The 13,117-nt window shown below is 45.7% G+C and carries 18 protein-coding genes; 14 read left to right on the top strand and 4 right to left on the bottom strand.

Annotation, left to right across the window (positions count from 1 at the left end; all coding sequences use genetic code 11):
• Nucleotides 1–2: 2 nt before the first annotated feature.
• The 14 genes from GFH31_RS06830 (at nucleotide 3) to GFH31_RS06770 (ending at nucleotide 9,942) form a co-directional block, all read left to right on the top strand.
• The gene (locus tag GFH31_RS06830) at nucleotides 3–776 is read left to right on the top strand and encodes a BRO family protein (RefSeq protein ID WP_153497683.1); all 774 of its coding nucleotides are present in this window, start codon (nucleotides 3–5) and stop codon (nucleotides 774–776) included.
• The gene (locus GFH31_RS12920) at nucleotides 763–897 is read left to right on the top strand and encodes a hypothetical protein (RefSeq protein ID WP_259336707.1); all 135 of its coding nucleotides are present in this window, start codon (nucleotides 763–765) and stop codon (nucleotides 895–897) included. The genes GFH31_RS06830 and GFH31_RS12920 overlap by 14 nt, the downstream gene beginning before the upstream one ends.
• A 149-nt stretch (nucleotides 898–1,046) precedes the next feature.
• Nucleotides 1,047–1,925: a hypothetical protein gene (locus GFH31_RS06825; RefSeq protein WP_182424199.1), complete on the top strand. Its 879-nt coding sequence runs from the start codon at nucleotides 1,047–1,049 to the stop codon at nucleotides 1,923–1,925.
• 17 nt (nucleotides 1,926–1,942) lie between these two features.
• Nucleotides 1,943–2,413, top strand: coding sequence for a hypothetical protein (locus GFH31_RS06820; RefSeq protein ID WP_153497682.1), 471 nt, complete (start codon nucleotides 1,943–1,945; stop codon nucleotides 2,411–2,413).
• 68 nt (nucleotides 2,414–2,481) lie between these two features.
• A complete protein-coding gene (locus tag GFH31_RS06815; protein WP_147387360.1) occupies nucleotides 2,482–2,982 on the top strand; it encodes a hypothetical protein in 501 nt (166 codons plus the stop codon).
• 269 nt (nucleotides 2,983–3,251) lie between these two features.
• Nucleotides 3,252–3,656, top strand: coding sequence for a hypothetical protein (locus GFH31_RS06810; protein ID WP_153497680.1), 405 nt, complete (start codon nucleotides 3,252–3,254; stop codon nucleotides 3,654–3,656).
• A 63-nt stretch (nucleotides 3,657–3,719) separates the two neighbouring features.
• A complete protein-coding gene (locus GFH31_RS06805) occupies nucleotides 3,720–3,956 on the top strand; it encodes a hypothetical protein (protein ID WP_153497679.1) in 237 nt (78 codons plus the stop codon).
• A 169-nt stretch (nucleotides 3,957–4,125) separates the two neighbouring features.
• A complete protein-coding gene (locus GFH31_RS06800; RefSeq protein WP_153497678.1) occupies nucleotides 4,126–4,530 on the top strand; it encodes a hypothetical protein in 405 nt (134 codons plus the stop codon).
• A 1-nt stretch (nucleotide 4,531) separates the two neighbouring features.
• The gene (locus tag GFH31_RS06795; RefSeq protein ID WP_153497677.1) at nucleotides 4,532–4,678 is read left to right on the top strand and encodes a hypothetical protein; all 147 of its coding nucleotides are present in this window, start codon (nucleotides 4,532–4,534) and stop codon (nucleotides 4,676–4,678) included.
• 227 nt (nucleotides 4,679–4,905) lie between these two features.
• A complete protein-coding gene (locus GFH31_RS06790) occupies nucleotides 4,906–5,334 on the top strand; it encodes a hypothetical protein (protein ID WP_118655655.1) in 429 nt (142 codons plus the stop codon).
• Nucleotides 5,335–5,910 (top strand): terminase small subunit, encoded by a 576-nt coding sequence (locus GFH31_RS06785; RefSeq protein WP_118655653.1) that lies wholly within the window; start codon nucleotides 5,335–5,337, stop codon nucleotides 5,908–5,910.
• On the top strand, nucleotides 5,903–7,321 hold the full coding sequence (gene terL, locus GFH31_RS06780) for a phage terminase large subunit (protein ID WP_153497676.1): 1,419 nt from the start codon (nucleotides 5,903–5,905) through the stop codon (nucleotides 7,319–7,321). Before GFH31_RS06785 ends, terL begins: the two co-directional genes overlap by 8 nt.
• A 49-nt stretch (nucleotides 7,322–7,370) precedes the next feature.
• Nucleotides 7,371–8,843 (top strand): phage portal protein, encoded by a 1,473-nt coding sequence (locus tag GFH31_RS06775; RefSeq protein ID WP_153497675.1) that lies wholly within the window; start codon nucleotides 7,371–7,373, stop codon nucleotides 8,841–8,843.
• Between the two features lie 10 nt (nucleotides 8,844–8,853).
• Nucleotides 8,854–9,942 (top strand): hypothetical protein, encoded by a 1,089-nt coding sequence (locus GFH31_RS06770; protein ID WP_153497674.1) that lies wholly within the window; start codon nucleotides 8,854–8,856, stop codon nucleotides 9,940–9,942.
• A 157-nt stretch (nucleotides 9,943–10,099) separates the two neighbouring features.
• Here GFH31_RS06770 and GFH31_RS06765 read toward each other — a convergent pair whose 3' ends face one another.
• From GFH31_RS06765 to GFH31_RS06750, 4 genes are all read right to left on the bottom strand, one after another.
• Nucleotides 10,100–10,876, bottom strand: a complete 777-nt coding sequence (locus GFH31_RS06765; protein WP_172970717.1) for a phage antirepressor KilAC domain-containing protein — start codon at nucleotides 10,874–10,876, stop codon at nucleotides 10,100–10,102.
• Between the two features lie 2 nt (nucleotides 10,877–10,878).
• Entirely contained in the window at nucleotides 10,879–11,199 is a 321-nt protein-coding gene (locus GFH31_RS06760; RefSeq protein WP_153497672.1) for an SH3 beta-barrel fold-containing protein, read from the bottom strand.
• A 1,007-nt stretch (nucleotides 11,200–12,206) separates the two neighbouring features.
• Nucleotides 12,207–12,569 carry a hypothetical protein gene (locus tag GFH31_RS06755; protein WP_153497671.1) on the bottom strand — a complete coding sequence of 121 codons (363 nt, stop codon included), beginning with the start codon at nucleotides 12,567–12,569 and terminating at the stop codon, nucleotides 12,207–12,209.
• A gap of 8 nt (nucleotides 12,570–12,577) precedes the next feature.
• Complete coding sequence (locus GFH31_RS06750) at nucleotides 12,578–13,114, bottom strand: hypothetical protein (protein WP_153497670.1); 537 nt, start codon at nucleotides 13,112–13,114, stop codon at nucleotides 12,578–12,580.
• Between the last annotated feature and the right edge of the window lie 3 nt (nucleotides 13,115–13,117).

Here is a 13,117-nt window from a genome sequence, read left to right as displayed (position 1 = left end):
ACATGAACACCATGCAAATTTTCAATAATCAGCAATTCGGACGTGTTCGGGTTGTCGATGTTAAAACAGTGCCATATTTTGTAGCTAATGACGTATGTTGCGCTCTCGGATATTCTAATCCAAGAGACGCTATTAATAGGCACGTTGACAGTGAGGATAAAACTGGTGTCGTGATTCACGACGGCAGCCAAAATAGAGAAATGACAGCTATCAACGAATCCGGAGTCTACTCCCTTGTTTTCGGGTCTAAGTTACCTACCGCAAAACAGTTCAAACGGTGGGTGACGACCGAAGTTCTGCCATCCGTTCGCAAACACGGGGCCTACCTAACCGACCGGAAAGTAGAGGAAGTGTTATCCGATCCGGATACGATCATAAAGCTCGCAACGCAGTTGAAGCAAGAGCGGGCCGAGAAGGAGCGCCTTGCCGAAGAAAACAGACTGGCAAACGAGCAAATCGAAAAGGCCGCGCCGATGGTGCAATATTACAATAAAGTATTGCAATCGGACAGCTTGATTACGACAAACGTGATAGCCGATCAATTAGGCGTTAGCGCAAGGCGGCTAAACGACATGCTGGTGAAGCGCGGTATTATATACCGGCAAAGCGACACCTACGTACTGTATGCGAAATACCGGGGCCAGGGATACGAAGGTTATAGAACGCATACTTACATCAGCAGCACGACCGGCCAACAGTTTACCAAACAGCATCTATACTGGACGGAAAAGGGCCGCGAATTCATCTACAACCTGTTTCACGATGACCGAGTATGAATATACGGCCCTGGACGTAATCAAACGTATGGGCGAAGACGAAGTATTCCGCCGGGAATTGTTGCTGCTGATAAACGAGCTGCTTTGCATGTTGAAAAACGCATGTGAAAAATCGAATTAATTTTACATTTATACAACTGTAACCCAGGCATTTTATACTATTTTGCAAAGGGGTGGTGCGCTGTGCCGCCCCTTTCTATTTTTGTTCCATAGCGCTATCGGTAACGGCCCCACGTAAGCGGGCCGAAAATTAATAATCAATCAATAACTATGGACAAAGATATTTTTATGTTCGGCGACGGCGGGTCTAAGGGATCTGACATCATGGCGATGATTCCGGCGCTGATGCAGAACAAGGGTATGGACCCGAACCTCGTTGCGGCCCTGATGAACGGTAACAACAACCGGAATGGTTTCGGCGGGGACGGATGCTGGTGGATCTGGATTATCCTGCTGTTCTTCTGCTGGGGCGGCTTCGGCGGCAACGGTTTTGGCAACAATGGCGCTAACGGTCTTCCGGCACAGCTTAACAACGATGCGGGTCGTGAATTGCTGATGAATGCAATTCAGGGCAACGGCGCAGCGATCAACCAACTGGCCGCCTCGCTGAACTGTTCGACAACGCAGCTTCAGGGCGCGATTTGCAGCCTTCAGGGATCGGTGGATAAAATCGGCGGTCAGATCGGAATGAGCGGACAGCAGATTATCAACTCCATTCAGTCTATGGGCTGTCAGATCGGCAACCAGATTGCCGAATGTTGCTGCAACGTCCGCCAGGACATCGTGAAAATGGGCTACGAGAATCAGCTCGCGACGATTAACCAGACCAATGCGCTGCAATCTACGGCCAACACGCAGTTCAACATCATCGGAGCGAAGATCGACGCACAGACGCAGATCATCAACGACAAGTTCTGCTGGCTGGAAAAAGCCCGTTTGCAGGATCGTATCGACGAACTCAGCCGCGAGAACTCACAGCTTGCTACGGCAGCCAGCTTGCAGTACCAGACTGCGAATATCGTCAGCCAACTCAAAGCCCCGGCGCCGGTTCCGGCTTACATGGTTCAGAATCCGAATTGTTGCTACACGCCTACGGTGGCCGTTGCTTCGTCTCCGTTTTGCGGATGCGCTGCAAATGCCGTAATCTAAGCAAAAAGGAGGTGATTATGTATCCAAGAGCAGACTTTAGAGTTGTTTTTCCGGGATCGTTTATCCCCAGAGTGGATGTAGGCGGGATTTATGAACTCCGGACTAACGCAGTACAGATTACCGATGCTTCGGTGGACTACGGGATTTCCCCTATCTGTTACAATGCTTTGCCATGCAAAAGCGTGGTCTTGCTCAGTGTACATGCAGATGCGCCGGCGGGAGGCGAGTCCCTTCCGGTAACAATCGCAGTGCCGAACAACGGCCAGTCTACGGTTTCCAGTGCCGACACTACCACGGGAACAACGAAAATTCCGGTAGTAGATAGCAAGAACAGTAATGTCACGGGAGCCGATGTTACGGGGAGCACCGAACGCCTTGCCTATATCGATAAGCGAAACGGCATAATCCGTTTTCTGGAATTTACGGCAAGTGCGGCCCCCGCGCCGACTGCATCCGCTGAACCTGCAGCAAGTAAAAATTCAAAGTAAAAAAACGAAAGCGCAGGGAGGGCAATCCCCCTGGGCTTTCCTAAAAATTAAAAATCATGTTCCAAAATTTGAGAAAAGGATCATCTGTTTATGTGCTCGACACACGGGAAACTCCGAAATTCTATACGGCGGCAGTCAAGGAGGTCGGCGTGCCGTACTATCCGCAGCCGACGCCCGGACAACTAACGCCCTTCCAGCAGCAGTACATCAATATCACTATTGAGAACAACGAACCCTGGGGAGTGCCGGTTAATCTGGATGTCGTATCGAAGGATGGGCTTACCGTCTCCATGACGCGCGAAGGTCTGATGCCAGCTATCACGGCGGCGCAGAAAGAGAGTTCGGATATCATCAATTCGTTCGAACGTCACAAAGCGAACCTGGCAGCCTACGATCAGATTTTAAAGGATCTCGATCCTTCCTATGCGAAAGCGAAGGCTCAGGACGAAGAGATCAAGCGTCTGAATAACGAATTGAGCGAAATAAAGAGTATCATTCGTTCGGTTCCGAGCCTGGAGGATATAAAGGGCCTTTTCGACAAACAAGGAACACCAAAAACAGCTAAATGATTATGAGTTGGAATGGTATGGTAATCGGACGCGCTCACGGAGGCAGCGAACGAGAAGACGTGGATTATATGCTCGATGAGGCCTATGAAAAAGGCCGCGAGGATATGCGTCGAGAAATGATGGACGGCGGTAGATATGGAGATCGTTCAGACTATCCGCGCGGGGACTATGAAATGCGCCGCATGGATGGGGAGGGCTACGGAGATCGCCGCGGAGTCAAGGGTACCGGGCCGTATGCCGGTGAATACAGGCGTAGAAGGTATTAGGTTATGGGACGGCTTGATGTTTACGAAGCATTGCCGGAAGGTATGAGAGAATACCTCTCCAATCACGGCTGGCATTTCAGTAAAAAGCTGGCCGAGTATGCAACCAACCCCCAGAGGATGAAGAATGCCGACGGCACAAGTCATCATTGGGATCACGAGCAGGTAAAACAGGCCCTCGAACGTAATGGAATTACAATTGAGAAAGCGAAGGGATACGACTGTATGTACGTCGCTAATATGGCCTATTCGGACTTTTATCCGAAACCTTTAGCCTCGGAAGCTGCCATTTTGCAGTATGTGAAGGCTTACATCGATGATCCGGACGGCTATGACGGCATCGCACTCACCCGGTACTATGCGGATTGCATAGGAAAGGGGGAACCTCTTGCCTGGGAAGAATTTCTGTAACCGGCGGGGCACTCCGACATGATTCGGAGTGCCCTTATTTTATTCAAATTAAATATAAAGATCATGGAAGAAGTAGAATTGAAACAGTATATCCTGGATTATTCCAAATCCATAGCTAAAGGCGATGACGATGTGCTTGAAATAGCCGGACGTGTGTCCGACTTCATTGAAGGGAAAGAAGATAAGTGCAAAAATTGTACGCTCGTGCAGTGGCTTTGGCTGATTTTGTACCTGAACGTCGATGTCCTTTTGGGCAAGGACGATCAGGAAGACGAACAACCTAAAAAGACGAAGAAATGAACGAGTATGCCCAAAGATTATTAGCCGGTGAAAGCCTCCGGTCGGTCATCGGCAGCATGTCCCCCAGCGATCATCAGCGGTTATTGGAGTATGTCGACAAGGAAGCTACTTTCCTACCCAGGTTCGTACGTCGGAAGATGTGTAAGCGTATAAAAAAATATATCGAAGAATGATTACCGCAGAGGTACGCATACGCAAATACGATTGGAAGATAAGAATATATCTTGCCGTTACTTGCTACTATACGGACGAGATTATGGACTCCCTATCCCGGATCGGATGCCCGCCCGATATTATGAACAGGGCCTACAACAATATGACCCAATGTGCACTGGATACGGGGTTGACTTATTCAAATTCGCACCGGTCGGTTATGGTCGTAGCCCGGAGTTCGTCGCCGGCGCAATTCTTAAACTCGTTCGAGCACGAATTAAGGCATTTGACCGATCACATCGCCGCTGCCGAAGGGCTTGAGATAGGCGGCGAAGATGTTGCTTACCTGACCGGCAATCTAAATTCCCTGCTATGGGAATATATACACCCTTTTGTTTGTTGTAAATGTAAAGACTATTGATATGAACAACGAAGGAGATATTTGCGCTTATGAAGCGCAGGATCGGGACAGTAAAATAAAAGAGTTACTCAAAGACTTGGAATCAGAATTATCCCAGCCTAAATTCGAACAGATAAAAGAGGAACTGCTTCAGGTTTTAGAGGGGTAATTGCGGGGGTAAAATACCCCCGCAACCCTTCTCTCCAAATGTGTGATAAGTTCGGAGATGCGCGTTTTCTCTGCCATCGATTGTATGGCATTTGCAATAGGATGAAAGAGCTAAATTAAGCGCATACTTTCCCCGTGTTATTCTTTCCCTAAAGGTGCTATTTTTTTTCGAAACTATTGCATAATGCGCCGGACGTACTGACCTTTGCAATATAAGGTTTTACACCTATGTTTCAGGAGATATCGGAACTTAAATACGTGAAGTTCGTAAAGCGGGACGCCATCGAAAAAGAGGCTCTGTTGAGCAAGCCTAAATTTTCGGATATGTCGTTGATACCCCTACTTTATGACGAGTTCAGGCGAATTGTCGCCGATGATAAAAGTCAGTCTAAACAGTCCGGTCGCCTGAAGAAACAATTCGTATTCATTATCCTATACCTGTACTCTCCTGCAACGCTTGCCGGCGGTAAAATACGTACAGGTGTTCGTAATGAACTTCAGAAGTTATTTCGATACAAATCCCCTACAGCGATCAGCAATATCGGGGCAAGTGCGGCATTCTGGTATTCTCAATATCGGCATTTCCGCAAACAGGTGGAGTCGGTATTTATTCGGCTCATGGAGTGGCATAACGATAGGATAAAAACGGATAGTTAAATGGCGAAGGGATTGACGATAAAACAGGAGAAGTTCTGTAACAAATACCTCGAATGCGGTAACGCGTCCGAGGCGTATCGCTTTGCCTATGACTGCTCGAACATGAGCGAAGAAACGATTTGGAAAAGGTCAGGAGAATTACTTCATAACGGGGCAGTAACGGGGCGGATAGATTATCTCAAGAGCCACCTTGCCGAGGCCGCCGGCATTTCAGCTCTCCAGATTGTTCGCGAACACCAAAAGATCGCATTCTCCGATGCTACCCGTATTCGAAGTGGATGGATGTCGCTCAAGGAGTTTGAAGTCCTTACGGAAGATGAAAAAGCGTGTATCAAGTCGGTTGAGACTAAACAAACCAAGCGGGTTACTGATGAGGGGGAGATCATTATTGACGAACAAGTAAAAATCGTTTGTTATGACAAACAGAAATCGCTCGATAGTATCGTGAATATGCTTGGTTATAATGCACCTTCAAAAATAGCTAATACGGACAGCAAAGGGAACGACATTCCGCAACCTACGTTAAGTACAGACAGATTGCTCCAGTTGATAAAAGAAGGAAAGACGGATGGATGATTATTCGAAGGTGGGCGACCTGCTGCTCAAAGAGGGATCTCTAACATTCGCCGCTGCAATGTTTGAGGCGGTGAACAGGAGTCCCTTTCTGATATCTCAGCATCATCGGGAAATCTGTCGGAAACTGGATCAAATACTCCGGGGTGAACATCCCACTAATCGACTAATATTGAATATCCCGCCGCGCCACTCAAAAACGGAGTTAGCTGTGGTATCCTTCACTGCGATGGGGTTCGCTATCAATCCACATTCAGAATTCATGCACCTGTCCAGTAGCGATGAGCTTACGACCCGCAACGCGACGAATATTCGCAGAATCATGGAAAATCCCAACTATCGGGCTTTTTTCCCCCATGTAGATCTATCGAATAACGCAAAAGGGAGTATATCCACTTCTGCTGGCGGAGTGTTCTATGCAGCGCCTTTTATGGGTCAAATTACGGGGTTTGGATGCGGTAAGCTCGGAGCGGAGGTGTTTAGCGGTTCGATGAATATAGATGATCCTATGAAGGCTCAAGATGCCTTTTCGACCACGATTAAGTCCCGTATTGGAGGGCTGTGGACATCTACGTTCAAGAATCGCCTTAACGATACACGTACGCCGGTTATCGTGACAGCACAGAGGCTTGCTCCGGACGACTTCTGCGGATATCTGTTGGATACAGAGGGAACAATCGAAGAAGGGGGAGTATGGGATGTTGTGAGATTCTCGGCCATCGTAGACGAGGGATTGCCTACTGAACACGCGTTATGGGAATCCCGCTTCCCCTTAAAAGAATTGAAGGTATATCGGGATGCGGATGAATTTACTTTCAACACGCAATACATGCAAGACCCCAAGCCAGCCGAAGGTCTGATGTATCGGGAGTTCAAAACATATGAAATAATACCTTATGCGAGTGACTCTATGCGTAAAGCCTATGTGGATACAGCAGATACCGGCGACGATTACCTGTGTGCCATTTGTTATGTAGAGCAGCCTGAAGGGAACTATGTGATCGACGTGCTTTATACAAAAAAACCTATGGAGTACACGGAACCCGCGACCGCCGAAATGCTTTCTAAACATCGGATAGAAGTAGCTAATATTGAAAGTAATAACGGGGGACGTGGCTTTGCCCGGAATGTAGAAAGACAATGTCGCCTGATGGGGAATAGTAAGACCCGTATTTCGTGGTTCGCTCAGACTGAGAATAAACAAGTACGGATATTCACGAAGTCGGCTGATGTGAATAATATCACCTATTTCCCCTCCGGATGGGATCGAAGGTGGCCGGAATTTTATCGAGCCATAACAGGATACACGAAAGAAGGGAAGAATGCTCACGACGATGCGCCGGATGCGCTGACCGGCACTGCGGAATTCAGGGAAAATTATAAGGCTCCCAAAAGTTACGAAGGATATTTTTAATTACTGATAATCCTGCGTAGATGCAGGACCCCAAAACCGACGAAACGACATGAAAACATTGGAGGAAATACTCGCCCTCCCTTCGGAGGCTGAAAAAATTAATTATCTCAAGTATCGCCGCACGCCTTTGCCTGATGTGCAGGCTCTTTATAATGATTGGGACCCTGACAAACATGAAGTCATGGACGAAAACATTCGTCCCGACAACAAGGTAATCGTAGAAGAATCACGACAAGATCCTAAAACGGGTAAAACAATCCCCCCTACTTACAAAAAAGACGACATTAACCCCACAAACCGCATCACGCTACCGTTGGAGCAGGATATTACGAACATCCATACGGCTTGGCTCGTAGGCAATGATCCTAAAATTAACTGTAAGCCGAACAACGACCAAGAAAAGGCTCTTTTATCTATTGTAAACAGCGTCACCCGGAAGAATAAAATGCGCTATGTAAACAAGCGTCTTGTCCGTTCATGGTTTTCCGAGACTGAGGCTGTGGAATATTGGTATGTGGTCAAGGACGAAGGATTTTGGCGGAAAATACTCGAACAAGTCAAAAAGACCTTCGGAGGAACCGTAATTCCCAAATTCAAACTTAGATGTACCATATGGTCGCCATTCAAAGGAGATAAATTATACCCGTTTTTCGATGACACCGGCGACTATCTTGCATTGAGCCGTGAATACTCGGTGAAAGATATTGACGGCACGGAAACCCTGTTTTTTATGACCGTAACCGATGATAAAGTGTATAAATGGCGCATGGATGCAGATTGGGTAAAGGTTAGTGAATTTAGACATGGGTTCGATAAAAATCCTACAATTTACTCGTGGCGTTCAAAACCGCTTTGTCATAACATTAAGCCCATTCGGGAACGATTAGAACGACTTATGTCGAACTTCGCGGACTGCATTGATCGTTGTTTTTTCCCATATTTAATACTCGAAGGCGAAATACATGGCACTCCGCAACAGTCAGGCAAAAATCGTCTCATAAAAATCACCAATGGGGGTAAAGTGTATTATTTGAACTGGGATCAAGCAAGCGACGCTGTGCGCCTGGAACTGGACGGTTTATGGAATAAGGCCTATCAACTTACTAACACGCCGCAACTTTCCCTTGAAGCCTTAAAGGGGCTGGGTGATGTCCCGTCCGGCCGTGCTTTCCAGTTTCTTTTTATGGGTACAAACCTTGCAATTGACAATCACGCAGAGGTTATCGGCGAGCATATCCAGCGGCGATACAACTTCCTTGTATCCGCTATCGGCTCGCTCAATGCGGAATATATGCAAGCCTCACAGACTATTGACATCGAAACAGAGATACAGCCTTTCACTATTGATGACATGGCTGAGAAAATCAAGAATGCGACCGATGCCTGTGGGATGCCTGTCGCATCACTTAAAACGGGGGTTGCGTTGGTGGGGCTTGTTGACAATGTTGACGATGAAGTAAGGCAGATAGAGGAAGAACGGGCGGCTAAATCCATGAACAACATTATAGAGCCATCATTTTAAACTTTAAGATTTGACACGCGATAAATTCGACCATCAAAAGTGGGAAAAAGAGCACAAGGATCATATTGCTGAATATGTTGGCAATATCGACGCTCTCTATGGTATTGCGGCGGTCGAATTATTGCAATTAGGCGCAAAATACGATTACAATCCGGAACAAGGGAAATTATTCTCCTTCTCGTCGTCAAAACAGTCGAGCAAAAATGCGAATGCTATTCTGACGAACTTTAAATCGCAGTTGTACGGAATCATCACAGGGGGCATTGCTTCCGAATGGGCGTTCGCAAACACCAAGAATGACGAATGGGTTCTATCTCTTACAGACTCCCCTAAAAAGGCTTATCTCCAGCACAACCAACAGGCTTTAGCGGCTTTCAGAAGGCAAAAGTTTTACGGGCACACCTTGTCGGATAGGGTCTGGAAATACACAACTCAATTCAAAGAGCAGATCGAACTAACTCTGTCGGTAGGTTTGAGCGAAGGCCGTAGCGCGGCACGTATGAGTCAAGACGTTCGCCAATATTTGAACGAACCAGATCGACTGTTTCGCCGGGTGCGCGATAAATTCGGGAATCTCGTATTGTCGAAAAATGCGAAGGCGTATCATCCCGGGCAAGGGGTTTACCGGTCGTCGTACCAGAACGCAATTAGAATGACCCGCACGGTCATAAATACGGCATACAGGGAATCCGATTACATCCGGTGGCAGCAGTTTGATTTTGTCGTAGGCATTGATATTAAAACATCCAAATCACATGCCACATGGTTGGCAAAATACTGGTATCCGCGCTTTAAAAAAGGACGTGCGCCTTTGGAGATTTGCGACCGGATGGAAGGAAGGTATCCGAAAACATTTAAGTTCATCGGATGGCATCCGAACTGCCGTTGTTATGCCGTACCCATCCTTGCTAACGAGGGGACAAATAAAGATTGGTGGGAGAAGCCCGAAAACGAGGTCAAAGATACGCCATCAGGTTACAATGATTGGCTTAATGAAAATGAGGATCGTATTCTTGATGCGGCAAAACGGGGTAAACTTCCGTATTGGATAAAAGAGAACAAAAAATATGTGAATGTTTTACAAAAACAGGGAGGCTAAATTCCTCCCTGTCATTATTCAATTCGCATTATCTGCGGGTAGCCTCAATAGTCTTATCAATTCGTCGATCAGCAATAGAAATTGCTCCCTGAACTGTTGATCTTCCGACAGCCTTTTAAGCACGTCGGCGACAGTGAAGTTATAATCCCCCATCTTGTTAACTCCCTAACAGTTCGTGAATGAACTTTCGCCCAGCCTCAGTCCACACTGTCTGAATGGATGTCCCGGTAGATCCGTCCAGGCGGGTAAAAGCATACGTATGCGTCTTAGTGAATCCTCGGTTCTGGTACTTGTGATACAACAACCACTGACCGCCCTGTCGGTATTGCACGCCTTTCGACTGCAATATGCTATTCAGAGTCCTTGCGGACATGCCGAACTCCTTCGCAATATTATTAGTGTTGTACGTGCTTTCACTCATCAGGACGGTATCGTAATACTGAACTTTAGGAGCCGCCATTTCAAGCTGTTGTCTATGTAGTTCGTTCTGCTCGGCCAGGCGTTGACGCTCGGCCCGCTCTTGCTTCAACGCCGTAAGCAGCTTGATCGCATTATCCGGATCGTCAATAATAGTCTCTATGGTCGGCTGTGTGGCTGTGATGCCGTACTTCAGCAGTTCTTTGAGCCTGTCAAGACACCAAAGACGAAAATCTACACTCAACCATTGTGCAAAATCAAGGGCTACGTCTTCGTGGAGCCAGGTGGTTCCTCCGCCCCCAAGTCCGCCGCGCTCTTTTATAACAACCTGATTCTCAACGATACGGGATTTTCCCGTAACGGCCTTAACTAATTCATTTGTAGATGGTAAGCGTAAATACTCATAAGGTTGCTTGCCGAATGGTTTTGCCATTTCAGTGGCCGATACATAGGTAAGGCCGTTATCCATCCGGAAGGTCACTGGATTATTGTTATACTGAAATATCTGTGTGTTCATGGCTACGCGATTTTTACAAGGTTGGCAATCTTGAAACATCGGTATCCCTCGCATTCCGAATCATAATAGACCTGAACAGTAGGATTGGACTTGCGATCCGCGCCTTTTGTCTGAGGCATAAGATCGGCGCGCAAAGTGCCGTATGCCTCACGAATCTCACCGGATATTTTCTGGTAGTAGAACTTGACGATTCCGTATCTCATTTTCATTTTGAGCTTGAAATTAAGCCAAGCAGTTTTCAGGGCTTCGGACATTGTGAAGCCATTTTTACGTACAAGTTGCCAAGCTATACGCATAATGTCCCGCAAATCAGATGTTTTCATGGCTATCCCCTTTTAACGATTCTACCAGCGTTAACGCATTCTTTGAAGTTGTAGACCGGTTGCGGGCCGGTGATAGTGCGGTCTTCGATGAGACGGGAAAGGGATTCGAGAAGTAATTTTGCATGGCGAAGGGTAACGGTGATTTCGTCATGACTGTTCTTGATACAGAGAAGGGATTCATTGCCTCGCTTAGAGACTTTGTAGATAGATAAGGAGTCGGAAATGACCTCCATCGCGAAGCCGCAGTCCGTGTGACGGCTGGTGTAGGTTGTGTTGTTAGACATGACTGTTAGCATTTAAAAGTTAAAAAATATAGGCAAAATAAAAAGCGGCTGCCGTTTACGCTGCTAACAGTCGATGAACCACCCCGAAGAGCATTCAATAACTTACGTAAAGGCAACCGCCGTTTCTATATGGGCATAAAAAAAGCCCAACATATTGAGCAATCTGACCGCTTGCCCTGCGAGATGATTAAGCACATCGAACTGTTAGCATTGCAAACATAGTAAAAATTTTTGAAAAAACAAAAAAAAGCCCCGAAATTTTCGGGGCTATAAAAAGTGCCTATTTTACAGGTTCAATAAACTTAGATGCAACCCAAACTTCAAATTTTCCATCCCCTGTATTAACTTCGATCTTACAATTTGCCGAATTTTTTCTCTTTCATTGTATAGGAATTGATATATGGGTTTAGTACATACACTGTTTGCGCAGAAATCATTGAAGTAAGCGCATCTTCATCTTTGTTATTACAAACCTCATTCAATTTGTCATAATAAGATTCCGAAATTGCAGATAAACATTCTTTTGTCAAATCAACCTTTTCTCCTATAGCTGGTAATTTATTTGTATTTGAACAACTGACAAAAATAGCCACAAATGCTATCAGGAGTAAAATTCAATATTTGTTATTCGAGTTTAGTTTTACTTTGTTTAACGATGCCGTCCGCTTACGAGAGACTCATCCCGCATTTGGTCATCAGCATATGATGTGTGTAAAGCAATGGTTATTTCTTTTTGAAGATCAAAGCTTCATTCTTAGTATCAACTTCCCCAGACAAAAGCAACAAACTATCATTTACGACCGCCCTGTCATGACGGCCAGAAATGCTATCATAATAAAATATCACATCAGGCGGATTATATACGTATTTCCCTGTCACATAAGTTGTGTCTATATCCGAACTCAAAGAAGCATAGTTAATAATCGTTAATACATATGTTTCAATCCCAAATTCCACCTCTTTCCCCATTATTGTGTCTTCCCCCATTGTGTCAATTGAAAGCCATTTAGTCCCATTGAGAGATTGAGTGTTGGAACATGCCCATACCCCAACTAAAACAACAATAAATAGTAAAATCTTTTTCATAAATGAATTTAGTTGTAATTCATAAGATTAAACATCTTTCGAAGCTTCTTCGAATATGAATATGATACTAATGAACGGTCAATGTTTGCCCCGTTGACCGTTATCCGTATGTCTGTAAGGTCATTGTCGCATAATGTTGCGAATACATCATCAGGTATATAAACATCAATTGTCACACTTGATACCTTTATAGCCCCTCCTGTTGAAATGCCTGCTCCCCAATGAATAGAATGATTGCGTTCTTTGGAAGATAAGTATTCGATCTTACCCTGTAAGCCGATCTTATCCCCGTCTTTTACAAGCAATATTATAGATGCAGACGAATCCTTTATTTCAACTCTTTTAATCTTTTCAATAAAGATGCGCATTGACAGCGAATCGTTAACTCTCCGCAATTTAAACGTCACATCTGGAGCTTTGGTTAATAAAGTGCTGGTTTCAACAATTTTGGCACCTGTAAATTTATCAATTTCGTTGACTGCTATTCTCTGGGCCGATAATGAATTGACAACTGAAATAATCGTCAAAAGTAAAAGTTTTTTCATTTA

The sequence above is a fragment of the Alistipes sp. dk3624 genome, from assembly GCF_009557455.1.
Taxonomy (GTDB): Bacteria; Bacteroidota; Bacteroidia; order Bacteroidales; family Rikenellaceae; genus Alistipes_A; species Alistipes_A hominis.
Note: the sequence above shows the minus strand (reverse complement) of the source record. Positions and strands in the feature narration are given on the sequence as shown.